This is a genomic window from Mucilaginibacter mali (genome assembly GCF_013283875.1).
Taxonomy (GTDB): domain Bacteria; phylum Bacteroidota; class Bacteroidia; order Sphingobacteriales; family Sphingobacteriaceae; genus Mucilaginibacter; species Mucilaginibacter mali.
Map to the genome: position 1 here is coordinate 532,840 of NZ_CP054139.1, position 26,519 is coordinate 559,358.

At 46.6% G+C, this 26,519-nt stretch carries 23 protein-coding genes; 11 read left to right on the plus strand and 12 right to left on the minus strand.

Features of this window, described 5'->3' with window-relative positions; genetic code table 11:
* Nucleotides 1-219: 219 nt before the first annotated feature.
* Nucleotides 220-555, minus strand: a complete 336-nt coding sequence (locus tag HQ865_RS02380; protein WP_173413350.1) for a hypothetical protein — start codon at nt 553-555, stop codon at nt 220-222.
* A gap of 334 nt (nt 556-889) precedes the next feature.
* Between HQ865_RS02380 and HQ865_RS02385 the strand changes: the two genes are divergently transcribed.
* The 5 genes from HQ865_RS02385 to HQ865_RS02405 all read left to right on the plus strand — a co-directional run bounded on the left by HQ865_RS02385 (nt 890) and on the right by HQ865_RS02405 (nt 6,616).
* A complete protein-coding gene (locus tag HQ865_RS02385) occupies nt 890-3,343 on the plus strand; it encodes an outer membrane beta-barrel family protein (protein ID WP_173413351.1) in 2,454 nt (817 codons plus the stop codon).
* 69 nt (nt 3,344-3,412) lie between these two features.
* The gene (locus HQ865_RS02390) at nt 3,413-3,574 is read left to right on the plus strand and encodes a hypothetical protein (protein WP_173413352.1); all 162 of its coding nucleotides are present in this window, start codon (nt 3,413-3,415) and stop codon (nt 3,572-3,574) included.
* A gap of 3 nt (nt 3,575-3,577) precedes the next feature.
* Nucleotides 3,578-4,057: a hypothetical protein gene (locus HQ865_RS02395; protein WP_173413353.1), complete on the plus strand. Its 480-nt coding sequence runs from the start codon at nt 3,578-3,580 to the stop codon at nt 4,055-4,057.
* Nucleotides 4,058-4,159: 102 nt separating this feature from the next.
* Nucleotides 4,160-5,182: a DNA polymerase III subunit delta gene (gene holA / locus HQ865_RS02400; protein WP_173413354.1), complete on the plus strand. Its 1,023-nt coding sequence runs from the start codon at nt 4,160-4,162 to the stop codon at nt 5,180-5,182.
* A 687-nt stretch (nt 5,183-5,869) separates the two neighbouring features.
* Entirely contained in the window at nt 5,870-6,616 is a 747-nt protein-coding gene (locus HQ865_RS02405; RefSeq protein ID WP_173413355.1) for a hypothetical protein, read from the plus strand.
* Nucleotides 6,617-6,653: 37 nt separating this feature from the next.
* Here the strand turns inward: HQ865_RS02405 and HQ865_RS02410 are convergent, their stop codons facing one another.
* Both HQ865_RS02410 and HQ865_RS02415 read right to left on the minus strand, forming a co-directional pair.
* A complete protein-coding gene (locus tag HQ865_RS02410) occupies nt 6,654-8,876 on the minus strand; it encodes a gliding motility-associated C-terminal domain-containing protein (RefSeq protein ID WP_173413356.1) in 2,223 nt (740 codons plus the stop codon).
* A gap of 102 nt (nt 8,877-8,978) precedes the next feature.
* Complete coding sequence (locus tag HQ865_RS02415) at nt 8,979-9,566, minus strand: TMEM175 family protein (protein WP_173413357.1); 588 nt, start codon at nt 9,564-9,566, stop codon at nt 8,979-8,981.
* A 163-nt stretch (nt 9,567-9,729) separates the two neighbouring features.
* On the opposite strand from HQ865_RS02415, the gene HQ865_RS02420 reads away from it, so the two are divergent.
* Nucleotides 9,730-10,032 carry an FtsB family cell division protein gene (locus HQ865_RS02420; protein WP_173413358.1) on the plus strand — a complete coding sequence of 101 codons (303 nt, stop codon included), beginning with the start codon at nt 9,730-9,732 and terminating at the stop codon, nt 10,030-10,032.
* A gap of 204 nt (nt 10,033-10,236) precedes the next feature.
* Here the strand turns inward: HQ865_RS02420 and HQ865_RS02425 are convergent, their stop codons facing one another.
* From HQ865_RS02425 to HQ865_RS02440, 4 genes are all read right to left on the minus strand, one after another.
* Nucleotides 10,237-11,274 carry a hypothetical protein gene (locus tag HQ865_RS02425; protein ID WP_173413359.1) on the minus strand — a complete coding sequence of 346 codons (1,038 nt, stop codon included), beginning with the start codon at nt 11,272-11,274 and terminating at the stop codon, nt 10,237-10,239.
* A gap of 188 nt (nt 11,275-11,462) precedes the next feature.
* A complete protein-coding gene (locus HQ865_RS02430; protein WP_173413360.1) occupies nt 11,463-13,538 on the minus strand; it encodes a VWA domain-containing protein in 2,076 nt (691 codons plus the stop codon).
* A 74-nt stretch (nt 13,539-13,612) separates the two neighbouring features.
* Nucleotides 13,613-13,987 (minus strand): energy transducer TonB, encoded by a 375-nt coding sequence (locus tag HQ865_RS02435; RefSeq protein WP_173413361.1) that lies wholly within the window; start codon nt 13,985-13,987, stop codon nt 13,613-13,615.
* Between the two features lie 49 nt (nt 13,988-14,036).
* Nucleotides 14,037-14,696, minus strand: coding sequence for a hypothetical protein (locus HQ865_RS02440; protein WP_173413362.1), 660 nt, complete (start codon nt 14,694-14,696; stop codon nt 14,037-14,039).
* Nucleotides 14,697-14,857: 161 nt separating this feature from the next.
* On the opposite strand from HQ865_RS02440, the gene HQ865_RS02445 reads away from it, so the two are divergent.
* Nucleotides 14,858-16,393, plus strand: coding sequence for an IS1182 family transposase (locus tag HQ865_RS02445; protein WP_173412997.1), 1,536 nt, complete (start codon nt 14,858-14,860; stop codon nt 16,391-16,393).
* A 185-nt stretch (nt 16,394-16,578) separates the two neighbouring features.
* On the opposite strand, the gene fabG is transcribed toward HQ865_RS02445, so the two are convergent.
* Nucleotides 16,579-17,322 carry a 3-oxoacyl-[acyl-carrier-protein] reductase gene (gene fabG, locus HQ865_RS02450; RefSeq protein WP_173413363.1) on the minus strand — a complete coding sequence of 248 codons (744 nt, stop codon included), beginning with the start codon at nt 17,320-17,322 and terminating at the stop codon, nt 16,579-16,581.
* Nucleotides 17,323-17,465: 143 nt separating this feature from the next.
* Between fabG and HQ865_RS02455 the strand changes: the two genes are divergently transcribed.
* The 3 genes from HQ865_RS02455 (at nt 17,466) to HQ865_RS02465 (ending at nt 19,860) form a co-directional block, all read left to right on the plus strand.
* Nucleotides 17,466-18,158: a class I SAM-dependent methyltransferase gene (locus tag HQ865_RS02455; RefSeq protein ID WP_173413364.1), complete on the plus strand. Its 693-nt coding sequence runs from the start codon at nt 17,466-17,468 to the stop codon at nt 18,156-18,158.
* 107 nt (nt 18,159-18,265) lie between these two features.
* On the plus strand, nt 18,266-18,733 hold the full coding sequence (locus HQ865_RS02460; protein WP_173413365.1) for a type I restriction enzyme HsdR N-terminal domain-containing protein: 468 nt from the start codon (nt 18,266-18,268) through the stop codon (nt 18,731-18,733).
* 254 nt (nt 18,734-18,987) lie between these two features.
* Entirely contained in the window at nt 18,988-19,860 is an 873-nt protein-coding gene (locus tag HQ865_RS02465; RefSeq protein ID WP_173413366.1) for a GLPGLI family protein, read from the plus strand.
* A 149-nt stretch (nt 19,861-20,009) separates the two neighbouring features.
* On the opposite strand, the gene HQ865_RS02470 is transcribed toward HQ865_RS02465, so the two are convergent.
* Together HQ865_RS02470 and HQ865_RS02475 are read right to left on the minus strand one after the other, a co-directional pair.
* On the minus strand, nt 20,010-20,657 hold the full coding sequence (locus tag HQ865_RS02470; RefSeq protein WP_173413367.1) for a PH domain-containing protein: 648 nt from the start codon (nt 20,655-20,657) through the stop codon (nt 20,010-20,012).
* Between the two features lie 199 nt (nt 20,658-20,856).
* Nucleotides 20,857-21,837: a LuxE/PaaK family acyltransferase gene (locus HQ865_RS02475; protein WP_173413368.1), complete on the minus strand. Its 981-nt coding sequence runs from the start codon at nt 21,835-21,837 to the stop codon at nt 20,857-20,859.
* Between the two features lie 280 nt (nt 21,838-22,117).
* Between HQ865_RS02475 and HQ865_RS02480 the strand changes: the two genes are divergently transcribed.
* Entirely contained in the window at nt 22,118-22,789 is a 672-nt protein-coding gene (locus tag HQ865_RS02480; RefSeq protein ID WP_173413369.1) for a lipid-binding SYLF domain-containing protein, read from the plus strand.
* Between the two features lie 116 nt (nt 22,790-22,905).
* Here HQ865_RS02480 and HQ865_RS02485 read toward each other — a convergent pair whose 3' ends face one another.
* Together HQ865_RS02485 and rnr are read right to left on the minus strand one after the other, a co-directional pair.
* On the minus strand, nt 22,906-23,880 hold the full coding sequence (locus HQ865_RS02485) for a polyprenyl synthetase family protein (RefSeq protein WP_173413370.1): 975 nt from the start codon (nt 23,878-23,880) through the stop codon (nt 22,906-22,908).
* Between the two features lie 315 nt (nt 23,881-24,195).
* Entirely contained in the window at nt 24,196-26,340 is a 2,145-nt protein-coding gene (gene rnr, locus HQ865_RS02490) for a ribonuclease R (RefSeq protein ID WP_173413371.1), read from the minus strand.
* Nucleotides 26,341-26,519: the final 179 nt, after the last annotated feature.

Below are 26,519 nucleotides of genomic sequence, written 5' to 3' on the forward strand. Positions count from 1 at the left end.
GGCTTTCATGCCTAATTTATTGATTTGGATCGTCTTTTTACTAATTAATTGTTTTGGTGAATTGAGTTTTGAGTAACAGATCGATTTTGCCATTCCTCCATCGGTGGCTACAGGGCCAAAGCCTTTAGCAACCGGCTGAAGACGGTTTTAATAACCTCCCGGGATATCAAGCCGGGAGGTTTAATTTATCGTTCAAATATCTTTGTTAGTAGCTGATAGTCACCAAAATACATGAAACGGGAATAAGATGAGTTTAGATGAACGTACAAACCCCACGCGGGTTTGAGCGAATGTTTTGCCTAAAAATTTAAAGTACCGGTTAAACTTATTACCGGCAGTCGCCAGGTTTTTAAAAACACTTACCGGGCGCTGTGTTTGCGTTCTGCATATCTGCGCGGTTGCATAGCCGTTAAGGAAATAAACGTGCGGAACCCGGCTGTTTTCGCGCTCGGAATAAGAAGATGGGCCAAATACACGCTGGTAAATTATAGAATGATCGTAATTTTTATCAATGCCTTTTGCTTTTGTGGAAAAAACTACAAAAAATAAAAGCATATTTTTAAAAATCCGACAAATCATTTGTGTTTGTTGTTATTTATATTGTAAATACCGTAATTTTTTATCATAAAATCAAATTTTATATCAATTATTTAATAATATAAGCCAATAAAACGTAATTAGTTATAATTTTATCGATAAATGTAAATAAGTGATGGTTTTTTTGACCCGTCTGAGTGCTGAAAGATAATATCAGCATTCAGAAAAAAAAGATTTCCACCGCGTTAATCTTTTTTAAATAATTGCGTCTAATGGAATTGTTACAGGGTGTGCTTTATACACTTTGCGATTTATATTAATTTACGCTACTTATAATTAACGGGGTACTTTATTGAAAAACATCTACTTACTTATTGTATTTATTGCGGTATTGGCTGTAAATAAGGCCGTAGGGCAGTCTGTTCCTACCGGCGCGCGTATCAGCGGCAAACTGGTTGATGCCAATACCGGCGAAGTGATCGACTTTGCCACCGTGGCCCTTTATAAGGTGGGCAACGATAATATGTTTAAAGGTACATCAAGCAATGATGGCGGCGTGTTTAACCTGTTTAGCGTACCCTTTGGCCAATACAGCCTGCGCATATCATTTGTTGGTTACGAAAAACAAAGTATAGACCGCATTGAGCTGGATGCCACTCATATGGTGTTTAATGTAGGGACTGTTAAATTGAAACCCAGCGGCAATGCCTTATCTGAAGTGGTGATATCCGACAAAAAGCCCCAGGTAGAATACGGTGCCGACCAGATCACTTATAACGTGAGCGAAAGCCTGCAGGCCGAAGGTGCTGTAGCTACCGATATCCTGAAGAACGTACCGATGGTGAACGTGGACATTAACGGCAACGCCACCATTGCCGGTAAGCGTAACACCCGTATCTTCATCGATGGCAAGCCATCGGACTATATGACGGCCAACATTACCGACTTGCTGAACGTGCTGCCCAGCGACGCGATAGATAAAATAGAGGTAATGACCAACCCGCCGGTAAAATACTCGGCCGATGGGGAAGGGATCATCAACATTGTTTTGAAAAAGGGTTTTAAGGTGGGATTGAACGGTACATTCGCTATTACAGGTGGATCGCTGGGGAATTATAATATCAACAGCTACGCATCATACCGTACCAAAACTTTATCCATCAACTCCAGCTATGCCTTTGGCGAAAGTCAGAATATCGGCAACAGTTACTCGCTACGAAAAAATTTCTTTCCCGATACCCTGTTTTATCGCAACAATTACAGCGGGCGCGATGGGAATAACTTCGGGCATAACTTCCGTACGGGGGCTAATTGGGATATCGACAGTACACAGAACATCCGCATCTCCACCAACCTTAATTTTAACCGGGCAGGAAACCTATCGTATACCGATTACCATTACCTGGATAACCTGGCTGTGGAAAGCAACCTGAACAAGCAGAACAACAGCAATCACAGCAACTCGTTCAACTATGTAATGAATGCCGATTACACCTGGAAGATGAGTAAAAGCGGCGAACAACTGGAGGCCAGCGCCATGTACAGCGCTAATTCATCGGGCAATAACCGTTTCCTGGCGCGCGATTATTTAGATGGCAACGGCCTGCCCATCAGCAGTAAAAGCCCGCTGGAGCAAACTTATGATATTGATGGCGCTAACCACGGCTTTGAGTTTAAACTGGATTATGATAAGCCCCTGAAGAAACCCAAAAACAGCATCAGCCTGGGGATGGATGCCAACCTGCGCACCAATGATAACGACCAGGAGGTGAATAATTACAACTTCATTACCAAACAATATTTAACCAATACGGGTCTCACCAATCGCTTTGTGTTCAATTCCAACATCTATTCGGCTTATGCCAGTTTAAATTTGCATACTACCAATAACTGGTCGTTTAGGATTGGCGGCCGCGGCGAGCTGACCGATATGGGCTTCACGCTGTCGTCGCTGGCGCAAAAGTTTAATATCAAGCCTTATGTTAACCTGTTCCCCAACCTCTCGGCCAGCCGCATGTTTAAGGAGAAATATACTGTTGGTTTAAGCTACAGCGAACGCATTGCCCGCCCGCGCGAATTTGCCCTGAACCCGCAGATAGAAACGCAGGACTCGACCAATATAAGCTTTGGTAACCCTAACCTGCACCCATCGCACACACAGCAACTGGACCTGAGCTTTGGTATGTTCCAAAAAATGTGGTCGATATACCCGCGCCTGGGTTACTCCAGTACCAGCAGCATTATTGAAAGGCTGACCACGGTTAGTCCAACCGGTGTATCGCAAAGTACGTACGATAATTTGGCCAGCAGCCAGTATTATACCGTGAATGTTTACGGCAACTACCGGCCCACAAAAAAGATCACGCTGAACGGCGGCGGAACGGTAGGCAAGGTGGTTTATGAAACTACATCGGTGAACGCGGTATCGCGCAATGGTTATAGCATTAATGGCAGGGTAGGGATGACGATGGATTTGCCGCAGCGCCTGGCCTTTGAGGGCAATATGAGCTATTATAGCAACAGCTCGGCGCAGGGGCGTAATGCAGGGTCGGTAAGTACCAGCTTTGGCATGCGTAAGGTGTTTATGAAGAACAAGCTGAAGCTGCGCATGATGGCCGTGAATCCCTTCAGCAACAGTAACAGCATTACCTATACCGATGGTATTAACTTTACCCGCGAGAGCTTTAACAGCACCCGTACCCGTAATTTCAGCATGACCATCAGTTATAACTTTACCAAGGTTGGGCGCAATACTTTAGAGAAGAACCGCAAAAAGGACGAGCCTGTGCCGAATATACAGCCCTGATGGATGTGTAAACGTGCAGCTAAAGTTCATAAACTTTAGTAAATTTGTTTACAGGGACATATTTGCTATATGGAACAGAAAACAACATTTGATGAAGCTGAAATAGCACTTTTAAAAGAGGCTTTAAACCGCAGTTATAAGGAACGGTTTGAAAGGGCTACCCGTCTTTATAAAATTCAGCAGACTATGAAAAAGGCAACGATCACCCATAAACCTTTTATTAGTAAATAGCCTGTGGATATTTTTGATGAGTCAATATTGGATTTTTGGAAAGCACTTCAAGATAATGAAGTTGAATATATATTGATTGGCGGCTATGCGATCAACTTGCATGGATACGAAAGATTCACAGGTGATTTGGATATTTGGTTAAAAGATACCTTACCCAATAGGCAAGCGTTGCGTAAAGCTTTTGTTGATTGTGATATGGGTGATTTTCCGATGGTTGAGTATATGCAGTTTATTCCCGGATGGACAGATTTTCAACTAACTAATAACTTTCGTCTTGATATATTGACAGAGATGAAGGGACTTGAAGGGTATACATTTAATGAATGCTCGCAAATGGCATCAATTGCTGATATAGATGGGGTAAAAATCCCTTTCCTGCATATCAATCAGCTAATTCAAAATAAAAAGGCTACTGACAGACCTAAAGATAGAATTGACGTGCTGGCACTTGAGCAGATCCTCAAATTAAGAGAGGAAAATTAAAAGACAAAATCCTCCGTGTCCTCTGTGCAAAACCTCCGTGCGCTCTGTGGTTAAAATCTCCACCCCATCAACCCCGGAAATTTTGTAATTTGCACCCCGAACATGACCGCGCCAGAGATACTTAAAGACCTGCGAAACCGCAAATACAAGCCCTTGTACCTGCTGCATGGCGACGAGCCTTATTTTATAGATGAGGTGAGTAACTACATTGAGCATGAATTGCTCCCGCCGGCCGAAAAGGGCTTTAATCAAACGGTGATGTATGGCAAAGATACTGATATTATGACGGTACTGAACGCCGCCAAGCGCTACCCTATGATGGCCGACTACCAGGTAGTGCTGGTAAAGGAGGCACAGGATATGAAATGGGGCCGCGATGATGATGACAAGAAAACGCTGAACCCCGTACTAAGCTACCTGGAAAACCCGCTACCCACCACCATACTGGTGTTTTGTTACAAGTACGGCAAGTTTGATAAGCGTAAAAAAACCTACAAGGCAATTGAGAAGAATGGCTTGGTATTTGAATCGGGGACTTTGTATGATAACAAGATACCCGGCTGGATAGAGGGCTACGTGGCCGAAAAGAAATATAAGCTGAGCGGACAGGCATCGGCCATGCTGGCCGAATACCTGGGCAACGACCTCTCTAAAATTGCCAACGAGCTGGATAAACTGATGCTGAACGTGGAGCAGGGGCAGGAAATTACACTGAAGAGCATTCAGGATAACATCGGCATCAGCAAAGAGTATAACGTGTTTGAGCTGCAAACCGCGCTGGCCCGCAAGGATGCCTATAAGGTAAACCAGATCATCAATTACTTCGAGGCCAATCCCAAGGCCAACCCCATTGTGCTGGTGCTGGGTAACCTGAACAACTACTTTACCAAGGTGCTGAGTTATCATTACCTGAAGGATAAATCGCAGCAGAACGCCGCTAAGGAATTAGGCATCAGTCCATTTTTTGTGAAGGATTATGAGGCCGCCGCCCGGAGCTTTAACTACGCCAAAACTATGGATATCATCAGCGCCCTGCGCGAATACGATCTGAAAAGCAAGGGCGTAGAATCAACCGCGCCGCACGGCGAGTTGATGAAGGAGTTGATGTTTAGGATACTGCATTAAAAAGCGTGGGCTATGTGCGTTTCCCTACACCCCCGCTTGGGCTTCGTGTGGATACATCTTTAAAAATAACGCATTCATAATCCAAGGAAGGAATATTTGTTTTCACGCGAAGAAATATTTGAACAAAAAAGCGCTTTTTTTGAACAAAAAATGAACACGCAACGTGTTGATCTGTAATTAAATACATGCGTTTGTTCAAATTTTCATTTTCTCACCACTACCGTGTTTTTTAAGGGTACTGACACATTTACGCCACCACTTATAATGGTTATTATCGGTACCCCCCCCCCCAGCTTTTTTATAGATGCCTGGGCCTAATCCGGTTTGTCATCCTGCATGTGTGAGCCAATCTCAAACTTGGCAGCTAAATCTGCATCATATTAAAAGATGTGTCCACACGATAGCCCAATGGGCAATGTCATTAAGTTAAGCTTTTAAGCCCCACCTAAATCCTCCCCAAAGGGGAGGACTTTAAGAATTTTACGCTTGTGCAGCCTAAGTCTCCCCTACCGGGAGAGATTTAGAGGGGGCGGTGTTCGGCTGATCATCCTTAACTTAATGACATTGCCCCAATGGGAGGAAACTATAGAATATTACGCCCCATTTTTTTGTTAAACTCTGTTAAACACCAGGCAAAATTAACGCAGAGGTGTTATCTTAGTACAAAACTGATCTGCCCCTATCCTTATGAAAATACCCGCCATCTTTTTACTGTTATTGCTGAGCGCCAGTGCTTCTGCCCAAAAGCTAACCGGCTTGTTAATGGGCGAACTAACCCGCATGCCATTGGCCCACGCCACAGTATCATCGGGCGGACAAACGGCCTTGAGCAATCCTTTCGGCGTTTTCAGCATCAACACCAAACCGGGCGATAGCGTGCGTGTTACCTGTGCCGGTTACGCTTACCTGGCTTTTATGCCCAAAGCGGGCAGCAGGGCCGATACGCTGGTGATCTATATGCAACCCATGTCGTACGTATTGAATGAGGTAACCATCCGCGCCATCCGCGACCGCAAGGCCGATTCGTTGTACAACCGGCGGGCTTTTGCCAATGTGTTTGCTTATAAGGGCACCACCCTAAACGATGTAATGATCAAGCGCGATCCGGGCGCATACGTGCCTTATAATTATATCGACGCGCCAAACAACACCACCCAGATAGTTGGTTTTGATGTACTGCGACTGGTAAGCTATCTGTCGAAAAAGACAGATAAGACGGCTAAGTTGAAAAAGACCCTGCTGCGATCGGAAGTGGATAACTATGTCGACCAGCGTTTTGGTAAGGAAAAAGTAGCGTCCATCACCGCCCTCAAAGGCGATTCGCTGCGCACGTTTATGGATCGATACCGGCCCGCTCCCGACCGACTGAAGAAGATGACTGATTACGAGATCGTGAATTATATCAAAAAGAATTACGCAGAGTTTGTGAAGTAGTTTATAATTCATAGGCATGCAGTTCCATGAACTATGACTATCTGATCAACGTTATCTTCCCAGATTTCATCACCTGTTTTTTGCGGTAAATATCGTACGCGCTAAACATCCAGTAATAAGTACCCGGTGGTACCGGTTTGCCGTTGTAGGTGCCATCCCATTGGTTATACAATTGGGTGGTATAAAAAACCTCGCTGCCGTAGCGGTTAAGTATTTTTAGATAATTTACGGTAAGCACGCCGGTAGTGGTGGGTTTAAACATATCGTTAACGCCATCGCCGTTGGGGGTAAAGGTGTTGGGGCCAACCAGGTCGGCCTCGGGCGGGGCGTTTACCTGCACATGTACGGGTACACTTACCTCGCAGCCGCTGGTGTTGATGGCTTTAATATAATAAGTACCACTTAGGCCTACACTTTGGTAATCATCAAGCGGTTTGGTGCAGGCCGCGTCCTTCCAGTAAGTAAAGGTAGCAAAGGTAAGCGGGATATGTGTATAAACAAGATTTACAGTTTGCGGATATACCACAGGATCGGGGTCGGTTACCTTAAAAAACGGGACGGGGTATACATTTACCCGTACCTTAGCTATCGGGCCATCGCAACCGTATATATTGGTGCCTTTATAGTAATACAGGCCGCTGGTGATTATCTTGCCCGGGTCGCTAATAATATTTTTGCCTTCGGGGTCGGTATAAAAGGTATAGAACGTGCCATCGGCGTTGTCGCCGTTTCTAACATTACCAATAGCCAGGTTCAGATCAAGCGGGGGGCAGGAGGCATAAACCTTTGTAGGGTCAGCCGGGTCAAAGTCAGGGTCTTTAGGCGGCGTACTAATAATAAGGCTTACTGCTTCTACGGTAGTACAGGGTACGCCGACGGCAACCGACTTAACATAATAAATGCCGGTTTTTGATATTTTTGTAGGATCGGGAACGGCTGTTTTAAGCAAGATATCGCTATAATAACTGAGACTAGCGCCCGGATCCGACGAAACCAACTGGCGCAGGTTGAAAGTTGCCGGGGCGCAGATTGGTGGATGCGACGCGATGTTTAACATAGGGCCCTGATAAAGATCGAGATGTATAGGTACCATAGCCGTACAACCATAGGCATTGGTGCCCCGTATATAATAATCTCCGGTTTCAGTAACCCTTTTGGGGTCTGAAAGAAAAATTTGTCCGTTTGCATCCGTATAATACTCAAACTTCATCCCCGGGCTACTTCCGGCAGTTACCGATGCCTGAGTTAGATCAATACCATCCGATTTACAACCCGAAAGATTAGGGAGGACTTTTAAGGTAAAAACCTCATCAATGTTTTTTACCGTGGTATATAAGGTATCTACACAACCGAGATCAGGATAGGGTGTAATTGCCAAAGCATATCTTGTGCCGGGTGCCGGGGCCGGGGATACTTCTAAATTAGGAGAAGTACCCAATACCGTTGTAAGATCGTCTGCATTATACCACGCATAGGATTGAAATCCGGGAGGCGCGGTTAATTTCAAGCTGTCAGAACCTATACATACCTTATTGCCTTTAATTAACCCATCATACGCAGGGTCGCATACGTCTTCAAAATCCAGGTATGCGTAGCCAAAATGCTGTTTGTAAACACAATCGTTAGTGGTAAAATCTAAGCGTATGGTACGGCCGCCGTAACCTTTTAAATGTAATACAACAGGTGTCCAGGCGCGGTATACCGTGTTTTTGTCGATATCGGAAACTTTAAAGCCCTGTAAGCTTGCAGATGCTGTAAACAAATGATTTCCACATCCCAGTTGAGAGCCTGGTATAGCTTGCCCGGTTGTCAGATCTGTTAAATTAGCCTGGAACGCGGGCTGTTCAAACGGGTTATGGTTAGGCGTTTGTAGTACCACCGCGTAATAATAGATCAGGGTAAAATCCTGGTTATTTGCCGGTATGGTATAGATATATGAAACGCGTTCGGCTTCGTGGCCTCCACTTGCATTACCCAGTTGAATAGAATATCCGCTGCCGTTAGGGCAGTTTACCGGGAAGTTGCCATAAGGATCTAATGCTTGCGGCGATGTGTTTTTTAGGATAGCATGCCGGTTAGGATCAGGCGGTACCGCGTTATGAAAAGTGATATTTCCATTCGGATCAATTGACTCGGAATAGCACAGCCAATTTTTAAAAGTGCCGCTTTCAAAACTGATATTCTCAGGGCAGTTTTGCCCCCAAGCAAAGCGCCCCATCAGCAACAGCACAATTACAATAAAGGGCCTTCTCAAACGCATTGGTGTTTACTTGTTACGGCAGATGGCCGTACACCAAATGTAATTAATTATTGGCTAAGCTGTTAAGGCATTACAAAAAATCATACCAGGTGATAATTGGTGTCAGGCGTGCGTATCTGGGATGATCTTCTTTTCGATTCGGCGATCGGGCACTAACCATATCACGGCCACCACCCAGTACAGGGCCAGGCTTATCCAATTGCAATACAGCGCTACCGCTACCGCGATGATATAGATGGCTGTGGATATTTTGCCTTTCCGGTCTTTCCCCATGGCCTGTGCCAGTGCCGAGTGCGGCCCTGCTTCTTTAACCAGTAAATTGGCCAGTATGCCGTACGCTATCGAGTTCATCAGCAGTACGCAACCATAAGCAAAAATAGGCCAGGGGCTAAAGTGGCTTTCCCCCATCCAGGCGGTTACAAATGGTATCAGCGACAGCCAGAACAGCAGGTTTAAATTAGCCCAAAGCACCTTGCCGTTGATGGAGTTTACCACGTAGATCATGTGGTGATGGTTGTTCCAGTAAATGCCCACGTACACAAAACTGAGGACATAGCTTAAAAACACCGGCCACATGTGCAGCAGCAATTGGATATCGGGATTTTCTGGTACTTTCAGCTCCAGCACCATAATGGTGATGATAATGGCGATCACGCCATCGCTAAAGGCTTCAAGGCGGCTTTTTTTCATGTGGTTAAAGATAGTTATTGGAGGTTAAAGGCGAAAGGTAAAAGGATAAAGGTGAACATACAAAGCACTAACCTTTAACCTTTCGCCTTTAACCTTTTACCTCCCCTTGCATATCTGCACATTTAAATTTAATTTAGAAGAAAATTTACAAACCCGTAAATATATGGAACGCCTGGTGGGCCTTTTTAAAAACAAATTCTTCCTGGTAACGGTGGCTTTTGTGGTGTGGATGGTGTTTTTTGATAAGAACGATCTTTACTCGCAATACCAATACCGCCAGCAGGTAACCAAGCTGCGCCACGACCGCGACTTCTATAAAAAGGAAACCGCCGAGGTAAACGAACAGCTGAAAGAGTTAACCAGTGATAACGCCGCCCTTGAAAAATTTGCCCGCGAAAAATACCTGATGAAAAAAGATAACGAGGATGTTTTTGTAGTGGTAAAGGAAGCGAAGAAGGATAATTGATTTATCCCCTCTGTTAAATCCTAATCTACCCAAAATCAATTTTTTTCAAACTCCGTCTGGAGTTTAATATTGGTAGAAAAACGTTATCTAAAACGAGCGTGCCGTAGGTATGCTATATTTCGCGCCTACGGAGCGATAGAAAAGATGTTATGTGTTTCTACCACTATTCACCCCGATGGGGTGGCCTGTAATTGCCGTCTTGAATTAATCAATCACCAACCGGGTATAAGGCGTATCCGCTTCGTAACGACCGATCACTTTGCCGCTTTCATCCTGCAATTCCCACACATGCCCCACATGCGTTTGCCGCATGCCCGACATATAGGCCGATGCATTGCCATATTGCTTCAGCTGACCGTTCTGGTCAACCCAAAACAGCTTCAGTTTTTTGCCGGTATTGTTACTGAACATCATCCATGCTGAAGGTGTAGTACCTGCTGCCGACACTTTAATGTCAGTAACCTTTTTCGGGATCTTAACCTTTACCGTCTCAAATGGCTTACGGCCCGAATAGATCTCATCCAGCAGGGCATATCCATCCGCATCATAAGCCTTCAACGCTTCGGGGCCGGGAGCCGGGTTGCGGGTGCCATGCAAAAACTCGCCATGTTTACCGAAGTACCACATGGATAGTTCGGCCCAGTACTCGCCGGGATCTACCATGGCGTAGGCGCCTGTCCACAAACCTTTGGCCTTGGCGTTTTCATATTGTTTACGGATAGCTTTTTGCAGCGTATCATCCAACCCGAAGAACATGATGTTATGCGCGAATTCGTGGATGCAGATATCCTGTCCGCCGGCATAGCGGTCGCCGGGCAGGTCAAGCAGGTTCTCTTCCCCGCAGGAGGTGTAGATGCCGCCCATGCCGCGGGTACGGTCGTCCATATTGGTTTTGTTGCCCAGGTTATCGGTATAGGTTACGCCCTTCATATCGGCAAACTCGGGCAGGTCGGTAGTTACCTGGTGCTGGCCGATGATGTGGATCTCTGCGCCCCATTGTACCAGGTTTTGTTTGGCAGCGGGGATATGGGTTAGCATCATGCGTAACTTTCCGGCGGCCACCTGCAGGGCCTTATCGTTCACCGTATCCGAAGAACGGATAATGATGCCATCGCAATTCAGCACCTTGGTAAAGAAGCCCGAAACAGGTTGTTTAAGGTGCGTTACTTTGGTGTTTTGAGCGAATGAGGCGACGACGCTTACCGTTAGTATCAGTGTAAGAATGGTGATATTGGATTTCATGCTTGCTTATGTTAGTTCCCTCCCTGGGGAGGGGCGTGCCGGATTTGTGTAGTGGCAGGGAGAGGTTTAGCCACGATGTGATAATGCAGAAACCCCTCCCTGCACCCTCCCCATGGGAGGGAATCGCACGGGCCTCTTCACTTTACCTCTTCCGGACTTTACGGTCTTTCCCGACTTTCGGACTAAAGTTATATCCCCTCGCGCTTGCGCATAAACCATTCGGTGCTTATCAATAACAAAATCAGCACAAACACCCACTTCAGGTCTATCAGGTCGGTATAGTGCTTGTCCTCGTATTCAACGGTCTTGATGGTCTCGTTCTTGCGGAGCAGGTCGGCCAGGCGGTTGATCTGCGATGGCTGCAGCATCTCGCCACCCGATTGTTTGGCCATGGCATACAGCAACTGGTGATTGGCCGTACTTTGACGGGCCTCCTGGTTAAGGGCCTTAACGGTGAACTGACCGTGGGCCGACATGGATTTTTCGCCCAGCTTTACACCGGCCGTATAGCTGTATTCGCCGGCGGGTAGTGTGCCTGCATCTAACTGGTAGCTTTGCCCGTTGCGGCTGAACAGGAAGCTGTAGCTTTTATTGGCCTCGTTTTTAATATCGATGCGTACATCGGGCGTATTCACCAGTTCCAGCGCATCGTTATATAGTTCGGCATTAAGCAGGATGTTCTCACCCTCATCAAAAACGTTTTTAGCCGGGTAAACCCTGAAACGCTGTTGGCCGGCATTGGCCGTTAAGTATTGCACGCATTGGGTAAACAACTCTTCAACCGCGTGGTGGCTGCCATAGGTCTGATATTCCGATAATTGCCAGCGCCAGATGCCCTCGGCGGTCATTACAGCCTCGCGGCGGCCACTCTCATCGCCAAAGCTTAACAGCGGATAGGGGGTAGGCACCGTGCCTATCTTTTGTTTCAGTAAAGGCGTGCCATTTGCCGGCGAACTGTAATTGCCATAAGGCGCCAGCAGCGGCGGGAACTTGGCCAGTTTTTGCAAAGTAGAGTCGGACAGGGTAAACAACGAGAACCCGGCCGACTGTAGCGCGAACACCTCCTGCATTTCCTGGCGGTTGGCGCCTATCTGTACTATCTTTTGCACCTGGTTCAGCGCATTCAGATCGGTTTGGGCACCAACCATGTACCATACGGGCACCCGGCTTTTGGCGGCCAAAGCGGCCATGCCTTCGGCGGGTTGGTAAAGCATCACCAGGCTATAGTCGTTCCAGTTGATGGCGCCGGCCTCGGCAGCTCTGGTGGTTTTCAGCTCGTAGTTCTTGTTGCTCTCAATAGCCTGCTTAATTACCGTAATATCCGGGTGCGGGCTGTTGTACAGCAGCAAGATCTTCTGCCGGGCGTCCAGCACTTCCACGTAAATGGTTTCGGTATTGTTTTGTACCGATACCTCGTTCCTCACCGGCGCAATGCTGATAGTGAATTTGTGGATACCCTTGGCATCAGCGCTGAGTTTGATAGGAACGGCTTTCCGGAAAGCATCGTTAGTAACCGCTATTTGTTGAGACAGCACAGACCGGCCATCCTGCGCCACACTCAGGCGGATGCTTTCGCCGTTAGCCTGGTAGGCGGCGGTTAGTACCTCTATCTCAAAATCGTTGCCTAAAAAGGCGGTCTTGTTGTAATTTACGTTAGCAATCAGCAAATCGCGACGGGGAATGGTATCGCCCAGGGCAATGGTGTAAATATTGGTGCGGATATCCTTGGCCTCGTACTGCGGGTCGGCGCCGCGGTTATACAGGCCATCGGTAGCCATCACTACGGCACCGATATTCTGGTTTACAAAGCGATCGTTCAGTTGGTGTAACGCGGCCGAGATATCGGTCTGTTTGCCACTATAGGTATTGGTAAGGCCATCGTGCAGGGTGGCGTCGAAATTGTATTCGCGTACATCGTAGCCATCGCCCAAAGTATTCTTTAACGCGGCCAGGTCGGCAGCAAACTTCTGCGCGTCGAAGCCCGGCGATTTGAACAGCTTAACCGATTCGGAATTGTCCTGCGCTATCAGCACCAGCGGCTTTTGCGGCTGGTAACTAACCGAGCGCACCAGCGGCGATACCAGCAAAAAAGCGATGATAAACACCGCCAGCCCGCGCAGCGCGGCCAGTATATTGCGTACGGTTGCGCTGGTATTTACCGGGTTACGGTACATTACCCAGGCGTATAAAGCGCCAAGCAGCAGGCAAACGGGTGTCCACCACCCCGAAACCGAACCCCAGTTAATTGAAAATAGGAATAGCATATATGTAACTGCAATATGCGAAATTATGGTGAATGATTAGTGTGAGATATTGGTGATATATCAGTTATGTTACATCATTGTTCAGCTATGTCGATATTAGCAGGTAAGAAGAACATAGCGGGAACCTTTTTTCCGTTACAGGTACCCGGTTTCCATTTCAGCATGGCTGCAATTTTATATAGTTGTTTAGCAAATATTAGTTTGTTGCCCGATGGGTCTTTAATCGTTCTTAACCCATCAATCTTTCCGTTTGGTTCAACTACAAATGCAACGATTACCCGACCTGCATAGTCCGCATCTCCGGGCGGATATTTGAAATTTTTAGTTAAAGTTCTACCTAATTTTTCCATCCCACCAACTGTTGATGGCGGTATATCGGTGTATTTATATACCAGCTTATGTAGTATGCTGTCTTGCTCTTTTACGCATTTATCTTGCGCTATTGCCATGTTGGCTATGAAGATGAAACAAGCTGGTAAGAAAAATATAAAGCGCATATTATCTTTCTTTATTGGTACCATACACCACCCCTTCTGATGCAAAAAACGTGCGTATCATATTAAATTTCTGTTCACAATAAGCCGTATTCTTAATTTTTGAAGAACTTAAATAATAGCGTTGACAACCAAAACATAACTCAACATATTGTACTGTTTTACCATTCTTGTCGATAAACAAAATAGCATTGCGCGGCTCATAACATTTCGCGCCGGTACTGCCAATATAAACATTGCATTTTATGGGTGTAAAGCCAACATTAAAGAATATATCGGTTAATTCGTCAATCGCTTTTTGCGATAAATCTTTAAATTCTATTATCCGGCTGTAATCAATTGCAAACTCTCCGGATTTTACAGGTGTAATAATTGGTTCTTGATTTGTATTATTCTCTGGTATAGCTTTTTCCCCTATTATTACACTTCTGGGGTCGTTGTTATATTCGAAAGATATCAACCTTATTTTACATGCAATATTAAAAGGGTAAAAAGCAAGCCTTTGCCTCGCATTGTATTTATGACTATTTAAGCACTGGTTTGCTTTATCAGCACATTCATCATCTGCTTTAGTAGGCGGGCCAGGAAGTGGCGGTGGTAATTTCCGTTGCCCCAAAGCCAAAACCGGAAATAGAAACATCAAACAAAAAAGCAATTGCCGCATAGGTTTAAATCGATGCTACAATATAAAACAGAAAGAGGCTGTATCATAAATCATGGTATGGCCTCTTTTTTATTTGTGCATAATTTATTGGAATAAAGAGGGGTATTTAGTTGATATAATAATCTGATTTTCATATATTTATGTATCGAAAGTAGCGTAGTATGTCCTCTAAAAGACCTGTATTCAAGCCCTACCAGCAACGGCAGTTGATGGCTATTCCTCCGACACTTGACGAATTAGTTCCGGCATCGCACCCGGTGCGTGTAGTTAACGATGTGATCGACAGGCTCTATCTGGAACCATTGCTGAAAGCTTATCATATCCGCGGGAGTTCAAGCTATCACCCGCAAATGTTGTTAAAGGTGCTGGTATATGGGTATGTAACCAACACCTACTCCAGCCGAAAGCTGGCAGCAGCCTGCCGGGAAAGCGTTTACCTGATGTGGCTGAGTTCGATGAACTATCCTGATCATAATACGATCAACCGTTTCCGGGGCGTACGTTTGAAGCATGCGCTGCGTGATGTGTTCGAAGATGTGGTGAAACTTTTGGCAGAGGAAGGCCTGCTCAGTATTGAAGAAGTGAATACGGACGGGACAAAGATAGAGGCGAATGCAAACCGGTATACCTTTGTCTGGAAGAAAGCGATTCAGACCAATAAGGAAAAGATGAAAAAGCAGCTGTCAGAGATATGGGACTATGCCCAAAGCGTAGCAAAAGAAGAAGACAGGCTGCCTGATCCGCCTGACTTTACTGTTATTGACAGTGAAAAGGTCAATGCCGCAGTAGATAAACTCAATGAGAAGCTTTCCTCGCGTGAGGATGTTTCCAAACAGGTCAAAAGCAAGCTGCGGTATATCAGCAAACATTACCCGCAGGCCATTGCCCGCTATGAGCAGCAGGAAGCTCTGCTGGGTGAACGCAACAGCTATTCCAAGACCGATACGGATGCCACATTCATGCGGATGAAGGAAGACCACATGAAAAACGGCCAGTTAAAACCGGGGTATAATGTTCAGATATCCACATCCAACCAGTTCATTGTCAATTACACCATTCACTCCAACACCACAGACACCAATACATTAAGTGCTCATTTAGCGCAGCATGAAGTCAGCTTTGGCAAAGCACCGCAAGTGCTTACAGCCGATGCCGGATATGGCTCCGAGGAGAACTACACGCGGTTGGAACAAAAAGGAACAATCGCCTTTGTAAAGTATGGGATGTTCGATAAGGAACAAAATGAGAATCACAACAACAAGCACCCTTTTGCAGCAAATAAGCTTTTTTACAACCAGGAGAAAGATTGTTACATCTGCCCGATGGGCCAGCAAATGAATTTCATCGGAACAAGTAAAAGAAAAACAAGCACGGAGTTTGAACAAACGGTAAAAAGATACCAGGCAGTTAACTGCGCTAACTGTCCGCTGAACGGTATTTGCCATAAATCAAAAGGGAATCGGATCATTGAAATCAATGAAAACCTGAACCGCCTGAAACAAAAGGCGCACGAGCTGTTAAACAGTGAAGAAGGCATACAACGGCGAAAGAAACGCTGCTTTGATGTAGAACCTGTATTTGGTAATATTAAGCAGAACCATGGCTTTAAACGGTTTATGCTCCGCGGCAAGGAAAAAGTAGAAATAGAATGGGGTTTAGTTGCAATCGCACAAAATCTAAGGAAAAAAGCGGCTTAAATGAGTCGTTTTACCACTCAGGTTCGCCCAAGAAAGCTACCCCCTCCCCCTCAAAAAATTCCATAGAAACTCAATACCAAATTCAGCTATTAGGCTAAAAAAATAAAGACCGCATCATTTGATTTATGATACGGCCTCTACATATATCTTTCGGACTTGCCGACTTTTCCGTCTTTCGGACCAACCTACAACATCCCGCCATCAACAGGTATTACCTGCCCGGTGATGTAAGTTGCCATATCCGATGCCAGGAACACGCAGCAGTTGGCTACGTCTTCAGGCTCGCCGCCACGTTTAAGCGGGATACCGGCCTCCCAGCCTTCTACCACTTTAGGGTCGAGCACGTCGGTCATTTCGGTTTTAATGAAACCCGGGGCTACCACGTTGGTGCGGATATTGCGCGAGCCCAACTCTTTAGCTACCGATTTAGAGAAACCGATAATGCCCGCCTTTGAAGCAGCGTAATTGGCCTGCCCGGCATTGCCCTGCACACCCACTACCGAACTCATATTAATGAACACGCCATTACGGTTTTTCATCATAATTTTAGAGGCGGCCTTGGTTACGTTGAATATCGATTTCAGGTTCACATCCAGCACTTCATCCCATTGGTCTTCGGTCATGCGCATCAGCAGGCCGTCTTTGGTGATGCCGGCATTGTTCACCACAATGTTCAGCGTACCGAAATCGGTTATAATATCGGCGATCAGTTTTTCGGCCTCGTCAAACTTCGAAGCGTCGGAGCGGTAGCCTTTTACTTTGGTACCAAACGACTGCAATTCCTGTTCTAAAGCCTGGCCTTTTTCAACCGACGACAAGTAGGTGAATGCCACGTTGGCACCGTGCTCGGCAAATTTCTCAGCTATTTTGCGGCCTATGCCTTTTGATGCGCCGGTGATCAGCGCGGTCTTTCCTTCTAATAATTTCATGTTCCCCAATGATTTCGGGCGGTGAAGATAGGGAATTTTTTGTTTAGTCCATAGACGATGGACCATAGACCATAGCAGAAAAACGATCTTCTAACTATGGACCATGGTCTATGGACTATGGACAACATTACTTAACTTTAAAAATGCAATCCGTTGAAGATTTTTACGATCAGTTAAGTTCGCGCTATACCGAACTGATCAGTCGCTGCGTACCGCGGTACGATGAAATATTTTATAACCTGTTTTATTACGTGCCCGATGATCTGCACCCGGCAAGGATATTGGACTTAGGTTGTGGTACCGGAAATTTAACAGCAGCGGCCCTGCAGCATTTCCCGCAGGCAGAGATCCACGCGCTCGATCTTTCGGCCGATATTCTGAACGAATGCCGCGAACGGTTTAAGGATAATACTAATATCCATTATCATCAACAGGATTTTAGTAACCTGGATTTTAGTGATGAGAGCTTCGACCTGGTTATTTCCAGCATCGCCATTCATCATATCCCCGATAAACAGAAAGCCGCGCTGTATAGCAAGCTGTACCAAATGCTAAGGCCGGGCGGTGTATTTGTTTTTGCCGATCAAACCCGCGGCGCTACCGACGAAATTTATCAAAAACACATTGCCCGCTGGAAGGAAGAGGCCCTGAAACTGGGATCGACCGAAGCCGACTGGCAGCTATGGATGGCCCACCAGGACGCGCACGATTATCATACCCCCGTACTTTGGCATCTGAAAGAACTGGAAACAGCCGGTTTTGCCACGGTTGATGTGATATGGAAGAATATTATGTGGGCGGTGGTGATGGGGCGACGTGGCAATCTTATAGCTTGATTTACGTACTATGAGATTGCCGCACTGGAGAGAGCAGGCAAGGCTTACTGCCTTTGCTTTTCAGGATCATTCCCTATTTCCCCGAGATATTCCTAATTTTAGCGCCCATGGATGTGCTGCAACCGCTTAATTTACCGCCATACCCTTTTAAAATAACCGAGCATGACGGCCAGTATACCCTGTTTGATGAATTGCGGAAGAAGAGCATCATCATTACCCCCGAAGAATGGGTGCGGCAGCATTTTGTGCAATACCTTATCGGCTATAAAAGCTACCCAAAAACACTGATCGGTCTTGAGGGTGGCTTGAAATTGCACGGCATGGCCCGCCGCACCGATATTTTGGTGCGCAATGCCCGTGGCGAAAAGGTGTTACTGGTAGAATGTAAAGCCCCATCTGTTAATATTACCCAGGCCGTGTTCGATCAGATTGCCCGGTACAACATGGTGCACAAGGTCCCCTTGCTGGCCGTTACCAATGGCCTGCAACATTACTATTGCCGTATTGATTTTGTGAACGAACGGTATGCTTTTATACAGGAGTTGCCGTTTTTTGAGTTGAAAGACGAAAGGTAAAAGACGAAAGGTTTGCGGGGGGAGAAGAATCAGCGTAATCAGAATAATCATAAAAAATCAACGGTTCAGACAGCTATGGCGTTGCCTGCGGCCCGGGCTTTCCGTACAAGTCCTCGCCAATCCAACACACAAACACCTTTCGGCTCCGGGCTTTTCCTCCAATCCCTCGCGGGATAAATCACCGATTTGTTACTACGAAATAATCGTAGTTTGAATTAATATCTGTAGCTTTACCTCAACTAATATCCTACTTTATGAAATACCTGTTAACTATTATTGCTGCAATTATTTGTTTTACGGCATCAGCCCAAAAGCCCGAGCCTGCTATTGGCAAAGCGGTTTATAACTTCAGCCATGTGCGGGATACCTTGCACCGGGATAAACCCTATACAGAAAGACTGGCCTTGCTGGTTGGCCGTGATGCCAGCGTTTATAAAAGCCTGGATAAGCAACTTGCCGAGCAAAAAATGGTAGCCGATGTGATGAACCAGGTAAAAAACGCATCGAACCCGAACGCCCTTACGCTAACCATACAAGGTGGCCCCCCTACACAAGCCGAAGAATATTACCAATACCCTAAAGAGAAAAAGCTTTACACCGAAGAAACGGTAGTAAACTATTACCTGGTAGAGGAGCCATTGCCAGCTATTAAATGGCAGATAAAAAAAGATACCATGAGCATCAGCGGCCTGCAATGCCAAATGGCCACCGCCCATTTTAAGGGCCGCGACTATACCGCCTGGTTTTGCGCAGATCTGCCTTTTCAAACCGGTCCATGGAAATTGAACGGCCTGCCCGGGTTGATACTGGAAGCCAGCGACGCGAAAAAGGAGGTGATATTTAAGTTTGAAGGTTTTGAGGATATCCGCGCCAGCAACCAAACCATAGCCCCACCTGCCGATGATATCAGGACAAGCCCGGAGAATATGGCCAAACTAAAAGAAGCCCGCGCCAAAGACCCTTCGGGCTTTATGAAGGCATCGCACGGTTCGGGACAGGCTAAGCGTGGTAGCAATGGTATGGATATGGTAGATCCGTCGAAGATAGCCTCTATTAATGTGAAAGGGTATACCGGGCCGCTTACCAAGGTGGTTAATAACCCGATAGAGTTGCCGGAAGGGAAGTAGGAGCGGCGTTAATAAATTTGTCATTGCGAGCGATAGCGTGGCAATCTCGTAGTTTGATTTGCGAACTACGAGATTGCCACGTCGCCCTTTCGCTTATACCCACCGCAAGCTCCTCGCAATGACAAATTTTGGGGATGGAGCGGCGAACTTTACAAATCGCTCAGTAACTCCATTTTCTTCTGGTTATATTCTTCCTGCGATATCAAGCCGTTATCGAACAGCGTTTTCAGCTTCTTCAATTTCTCGGTCAGCACATCTGGTTTTGTCTCAATAACGGGTGCTGGCGGTACTACCGGCTCGGGCGCAGGCGGCGGAACATTGATAGGTTGAAAAGCTACCTGCTGCGCTTTATCGATACTAACCGAACCCGATTCGGCGCGTTTATCTTCCAGGTCGCGCAGGCGACGGGCCTCACGTTCGGCTTCTTTGCGTTCCTGGGCGTATTGGTATAGCTTGCGGGCCTGCACTTTGGGCAGGTAATCAACACCCATCTCGGCACCGTTGGTGGTCTTTACACTAAAAATGGCCCCAATGATCTCTTCCTTGGTGAACACGTCAACAATGTCTTTCCAAACAAAATCAACAAACTTAATGGAAAGGCCCAAATTGGCCGGGGTAAAAAACAGTACCCGCTTATTGGTAAGGGCAATGCAATCGGGCAGGATGTTCACCAGTGGTTTTTTCTGGGTGGCAATGTATAATATCTCCTCGCCGCTGGTTAGCAGGTCAACCAAACGGGTGTATACCTTTTCAACGGCTTTGGGGTCTTGTTCGTCTTTTAAAAATTTGTCTATCATGATATTATGCGATGGATATTAGCAAAAATAAAAATATTCTTTTGTGGATCAGGCAATGTGTTGATTTAACCACAAAGTCCACAAAGAGTTTTCACAAAGGGCACAAAGCTTTTATGACTGATAAAAGGCCTTTGTGGTCTTTGTGTTGACCCGCTTGCCAATCCTTTGCGTCCTTTGTGGTTAAATTGCCACATAGCAACTACCCCACCAACAAATTACACCCCCTGATATCCGAATGATCAAACCGCCCCAGTACTTCAAACGATCCATCGGCGTAAACTTTACCCAGATCTTGGGTGGCTATAAAACTGCAGGAGTTGATATTGGCCAGGTCGATCACGTTGATACCGCCGGTGCGGTTAGTGCCGGTTAAACTTAGCGGATCGTTGGTATCGCGGGTGATGATGCGCATCCAGGGCGGGCAGTTGAAGATGCCATCGCCCTTGGAATAGGCTTGCGATAGCAGTTCGGTCATGCCATATTCCGAGTGGATCTTGCTTACACCAAAACCCGCGCACAGGTCGCGGTGCAGTTCTTCGCGTATCATTTCTTTGCGGCGGCCTTTCATGCCGCCGGTCTCCATCACGATCAGTTCGGGGAATTGAATGGGGTACTGTTCAATAAAGTCGAGTAGGGCAAAGGTTACGCCGATGAGTATGGTAGGTTTGCCCATTTGCTGCTGGCGCTGTAAATGATCGTATAGTTCGGCATGGTTATACAGGTAAAAGCCGCTGTCTGTGTTTTGCGATCGGCTGATCAGATCCTGCGCCATGTAGATCAGTGATGAACCTTCGCGCTCCAGGTAGGCGGGCAGCAGGGCCAGTACGCAATAGTCCTTAATATCGCCATAAAACAATCCGAACGCCCTGCGGAAACTTGCCTCGTACCAGCTTACATCGGTAACGTGATGGGTGCTGGTGATCATCCCTGTAGTGCCCGAACTGGTGAAAGTGATATTAACCGGCGCATCCGAGCTTAATACCCGGTGCGATTTAAAGAACGATATCGGCAGAAAAGGGATCTGGTATACAGCATCTACCCTATCAGCATCTACCCGCAAACCTTCAATAAATTGCCGGTAAACAGCGCAACGCCGCGCCTGGTGCCGAAAAACCTGCAGGGCAACATCAGCGAATTGTTGTTCGGCAGCGATGGAAAATACTTGTTGCGGGGTAAGCATGGGACAAAGATAGCTGAATGTGCAGATATGCGGATGTGCAAATGTGCGGATGGGAAAGAGTGGTCTACAACATGTCATTTCGAACGAACCAGGGCTGACCTGAGTGGTGGTGTGAGGAGAGATCTTATACGCTGTAATTTGCGCATGTATCAGATTTTTTCCCTGCGGTCAAGAGATAGTTCTCACCCTTGCCCCGCTATACCCATCCTCCAAGGGTTCGAAATGATAATTATTTAAACTAATCGGTAATATCAGCGTTCTATCACAAATAAACATACCCATGAAAACAATAAAAATTTTAATACTACCCGCTTTGCTCACCTGCTTTATCGCATTAGTATCGGCCAAAGATGCCGGTAAGGAGACCGAGCGCATCCAAAAGTCGACCACCGTGATCCACGATTTCTCTAAAATGAAGGAAAGCATCCCATCGCAGCTGATACAGGAAGCGCATGGTATGATCATCATCCCGCATATGATCAACGCAGGCTTGGCTGTTGGCGGTAAGCGCGGCAAAGGTGTAGCTATTGTTAAAATGGCCGATGGCAAATGGAGCAACCCCGTATTTGTAACCTTTACCGGCGGCAGCCTGGGCTTGCAGATCGGCGTGCAGTCGGTTGATTTGGTGCTGGTATTCAAGCACAAAGACGTGCTGACCAAAATGCAGAACGGCGATTTTACCATTGGCGGCGATATATCTGTAGCAGCAGGCCCGGTAGGTCGCAGCGGCACCGCCAGTACCGATTATAAACTGGAGGCCGAAGTGTACTCGTACTCACGCAGCAAAGGGTTGTTCGCTGGGCTAAGCATCAATGGTTCTAATATCTCGGTAGATAAAAGCGCGAATGCCAATTTTTATGGCGGCAAGGCTACTTCGCAAAGCATATTTGCCGATGCCACCAGTTCATCGGCCGATGTAAACGAACTGAAAGCCGCGATAGCGGGGCTATAAGATCCAAAAAACAAAAACCTCTGTGTCCTCTGTGAAAACTTCCGTAACCTCTGTGGTGAAAATTTAACCACAAAGATCACAGAGAAAAAACCACAGAGGACACAGCGGTTTTAGTTTTAATATTCTCTCACCAATAAACTATCGGCAAAGCCGCGCAGGTATTGTTTGCGGTCGTCGGGCAGGTTAATGGCATTAAGCGCGTTAAAGGCTTCGGTGGCGTAGGTTTGCATGGCCTGCTCAGCTTGCTGGCGTATTTGCAGATCATTATAGATACCGGTAACCCCGGCTACTTTTTGCTGCGCATCGGCATTGGTATCATTTAACCAGTTGTTCAGCGCGTCAGCGTTTTCGCCGGTGGCCAGTTCCTGCGCTTTTATCAGCAGGTAGGTTTTTTTGTTTGATATAATATCTCCGCCCACCTGTTTGCCAAACTTATCCGGGTCGCCGTAAACGTCTAAAATATCATCCTGCAGCTGGAAAGCGATGCCCAACTGTTCGCCAAAGGTATACAGCAAGGCCGCGTCCTTTTGATCAGCGCCGCCTATCAAAGCACCTATCTTTAGTGCACCACCTAACAGCACGGCCGTTTTAAGGCGGATCATATTAATGTATTCATCGGCGCCAACACGGTCGCGGCTTTCAAAGCTCATGTCAAATTGCTGGCCTTCGCACACGCCGGTCGCGGTATCGTTAAAAATATCCATCACAGTGCGCAATATCGGGTCGGGTACCTGCAGCATCAGCTTATTGGCCTCTACCATCATGGCATCGCCGGCCAGTATGGCTACGTTCTGGTTCCAGCGCTCGTGCACGGTCACCTGGCCGCGGCGCAGGGGCGCTTTGTCCATAATGTCGTCGTGCATCAGCGTAAAATTGTGGAACACTTCTATAGCCAGCGCGGCTTTAACGGCTTTATCAACGTCGCCGCCAAAAATATCGCAGGCCATCAACAGCAGGGCGGGGCGCAGGCGCTTGCCACCCAGCGACAGGATATAGCCTATCGGCTCGTACAGATCGGGCGGTTGGCTGGGGTATTTTAATTGTTCAACAGCCTGTTGTATCAGGCTTTGCAGTTCATCAAGGGTCTTCATCAATATTCAGAAAACTGATCCATTAAAATAAGATCAGTTTTAAACGAGTTTTATGTGTAAAAAATTGTCGTTGCAAGACGCCTATCCAAGCGGCGTAGACTCACCCCGACCTCGCTTCGCTGGTCGACCCTCTCTTCGCTGCGCGAAAAGAGGGCAGAAGCAGTATCAGATAACCCATCCCCTCTTTCCGCCGAAGGCGAAGAGAGGGTGGTCGAGCGAAGCAACGACCGGGTGAGTATTGGCGCCTGCATTTACCACAACGCTATTACAGCCTTGTGGTATGCGCTATTTAACACTTTGTTTTGACAATATAACTTACCGGTCCTGCACCAAAGAAAAATCTATCTGTTTTTTAGCAAGGTCTACATTTTTAACCTTGATGCGCACCTCATCCCCCAACTGATAAACCTTCTTTTTACGCTGACCGATGATGGCGTAATTTTTCTCGTCTAAGGTATAAAAATCATCAGCAATATCACGCAGGCGTATCATACCCTCGCATTTATTTTCAATGATCTCTACATACATGCCCCACTCGGTAACGCCCGAAATGATACCGTTGAAGATGCTGCCCACGTTATCTTTCAGGTATTCAGCCTGTTTGTATTTAACCGATGCGCGTTCGGCATCAGCCGCCTTTTTCTCCATGGCCGAGCTGTGCGAGCACAATTTTTCGTAATGTTCGGCATTGGCGCTCTGGCCGCCATTTAAATAATGAAATAGCAGGCGGTGCACCATCACATCGGGATAACGGCGTATGGGCGAGGTAAAGTGCGTGTAATGATCAAAAGCCAAACCGTAGTGACTGCTGCTTTTGGTGGTATAAATAGCCTTCGCCATGCTGCGGATGGCCAGGTGGGTAAGCACGTTCTGCTCTTTTTTACCCTCTACGTCCGTCATTAAAAAGTTTAACGATTTAGCTATCTCCCTGTCCGATTTCATATTGATGCGGTAACCAAACCGTGCCGCAAACTGCGCGAAATTGCCCAGCGAATCGGGGTTGGGCGCATCGTGCGCACGGTATACAAAGGTGTATTTGTTTTTGCCCTTGCCCAGCTTACTCACATATTCGGCCACTTTGCGGTTGGCCAGCAGCATAAAGTCTTCAATTAGTTTATGCGCATCTTTACGCTCTTTCACGTAAACGCCAACGGGCTTGCCTTTTTCGTCCAGCTTAAATTTAACCTCGGTAGTTTCAAAGCTGATGGCGCCATTCTTAAACTTGGCATCGCGCAGTTTATAAGCCAAAGCGTTCAGCGTAAGTATCTCTTCACTGTACTCACCTTCTTTAGCTTCAATTATCTCCTGCACTTCCTCATAAGCAAAGCGGCGGTCGGAGTGGATAACGGTTTTGCCGTACCACTCATTGATCACCCTTGCATTATCATCCAGTTCAAAAACGGCGGCGAAGCAAAGTTTATCTTCTTTTGGCCGCAATGAGCATAGCCCGTTCGATAACCTTTCGGGCAGCATGGGAATCACGCGGTCAACCAAATAAACCGATGTGCCTCGGTCAAAAGCTTCCTTATCCAGGGCCGAATCGGGCACAATGTAGTGCGCCACATCGGCAATATGTACCCCCACCTCGTAATTGCCGTTATCCAGCTTGCGGAACGACAGGGCATCGTCAAAATCCTTAGCATCAACCGGGTCGATGGTCATGGTCAGCACGTTCCTGAAATCGCGGCGGCGGGCTATCTCGGCTTCGCTGATCACATCCGGTATCGCTTCCGATTCTTCCTCTACCTCTTTAGGGAACGACAGCGGGAAACCATACTCGGCCAAAATGGCGTTCATTTCGGTATCGTTCTCGCCCTGCTCGCCCAGTATATGTTTAATGCGGCCAATAGGGTTTTTGGCTTCAGGCGGCCAATCGGTTATTTCGGCAACGGCCTTTATGCCGTTCTTTGCACCGTTAAGATCGGCAATGGGGATGAATATGTCGTGCATCATCTTGCGATCGTCCGGCACAAAAAAGGCAAACCGCTCCGATAGTTTTACAATGCCGGTAAACTCGGTTTTGGCACGCTTGATGATCTCTATCACCTCGCCCTCTTTACGCTTGCCCTTGCTTTTGGCGTAAACATAAACCTTCACACGGTCGCCGTTCAGGGCGTTCTTCAGTTTGCGGGGAGCAACGTAAATGTCGCTCTCATCGGTATCGTCGGTAACAATAAAGGCCGAGCCATCGTTAGTGAGGTCAACCTTACCTTCAACAAAGGTTTTCAGTTCTACCAGTTGAAATTTGCCGTGGCTTATCTCTTTCAGCACGCCGGCAAAGGCCTCATCTTTCAGTATCTCCAGTATCACCTTGCGGGCCTCATCGTCATGCACGTTCAGCGCGGCCGATACCTGTTTATAGTTTTGTGGTATATTTCCGTTCTTCTCAAAAATATCAAGCACCATTTGCGTAAGCACCTGCTTAATAGAAGAATTATGTTTCTGTTTCTTTTTAGACATAGGTAGTATTATAATAATGCAAAGATACAGGTTGTTAGGTTAATTTAACTATAAGGGTAATTTAACCACAAAGGGCGCAAAGTTTGTCTGAATCAGAATTTACAAGATTTTAAAATTTCCAGAATTCTGCTCATTCTTAAATTCTGAAAATCCTGATTCAGATATTTGAAAATGAACGG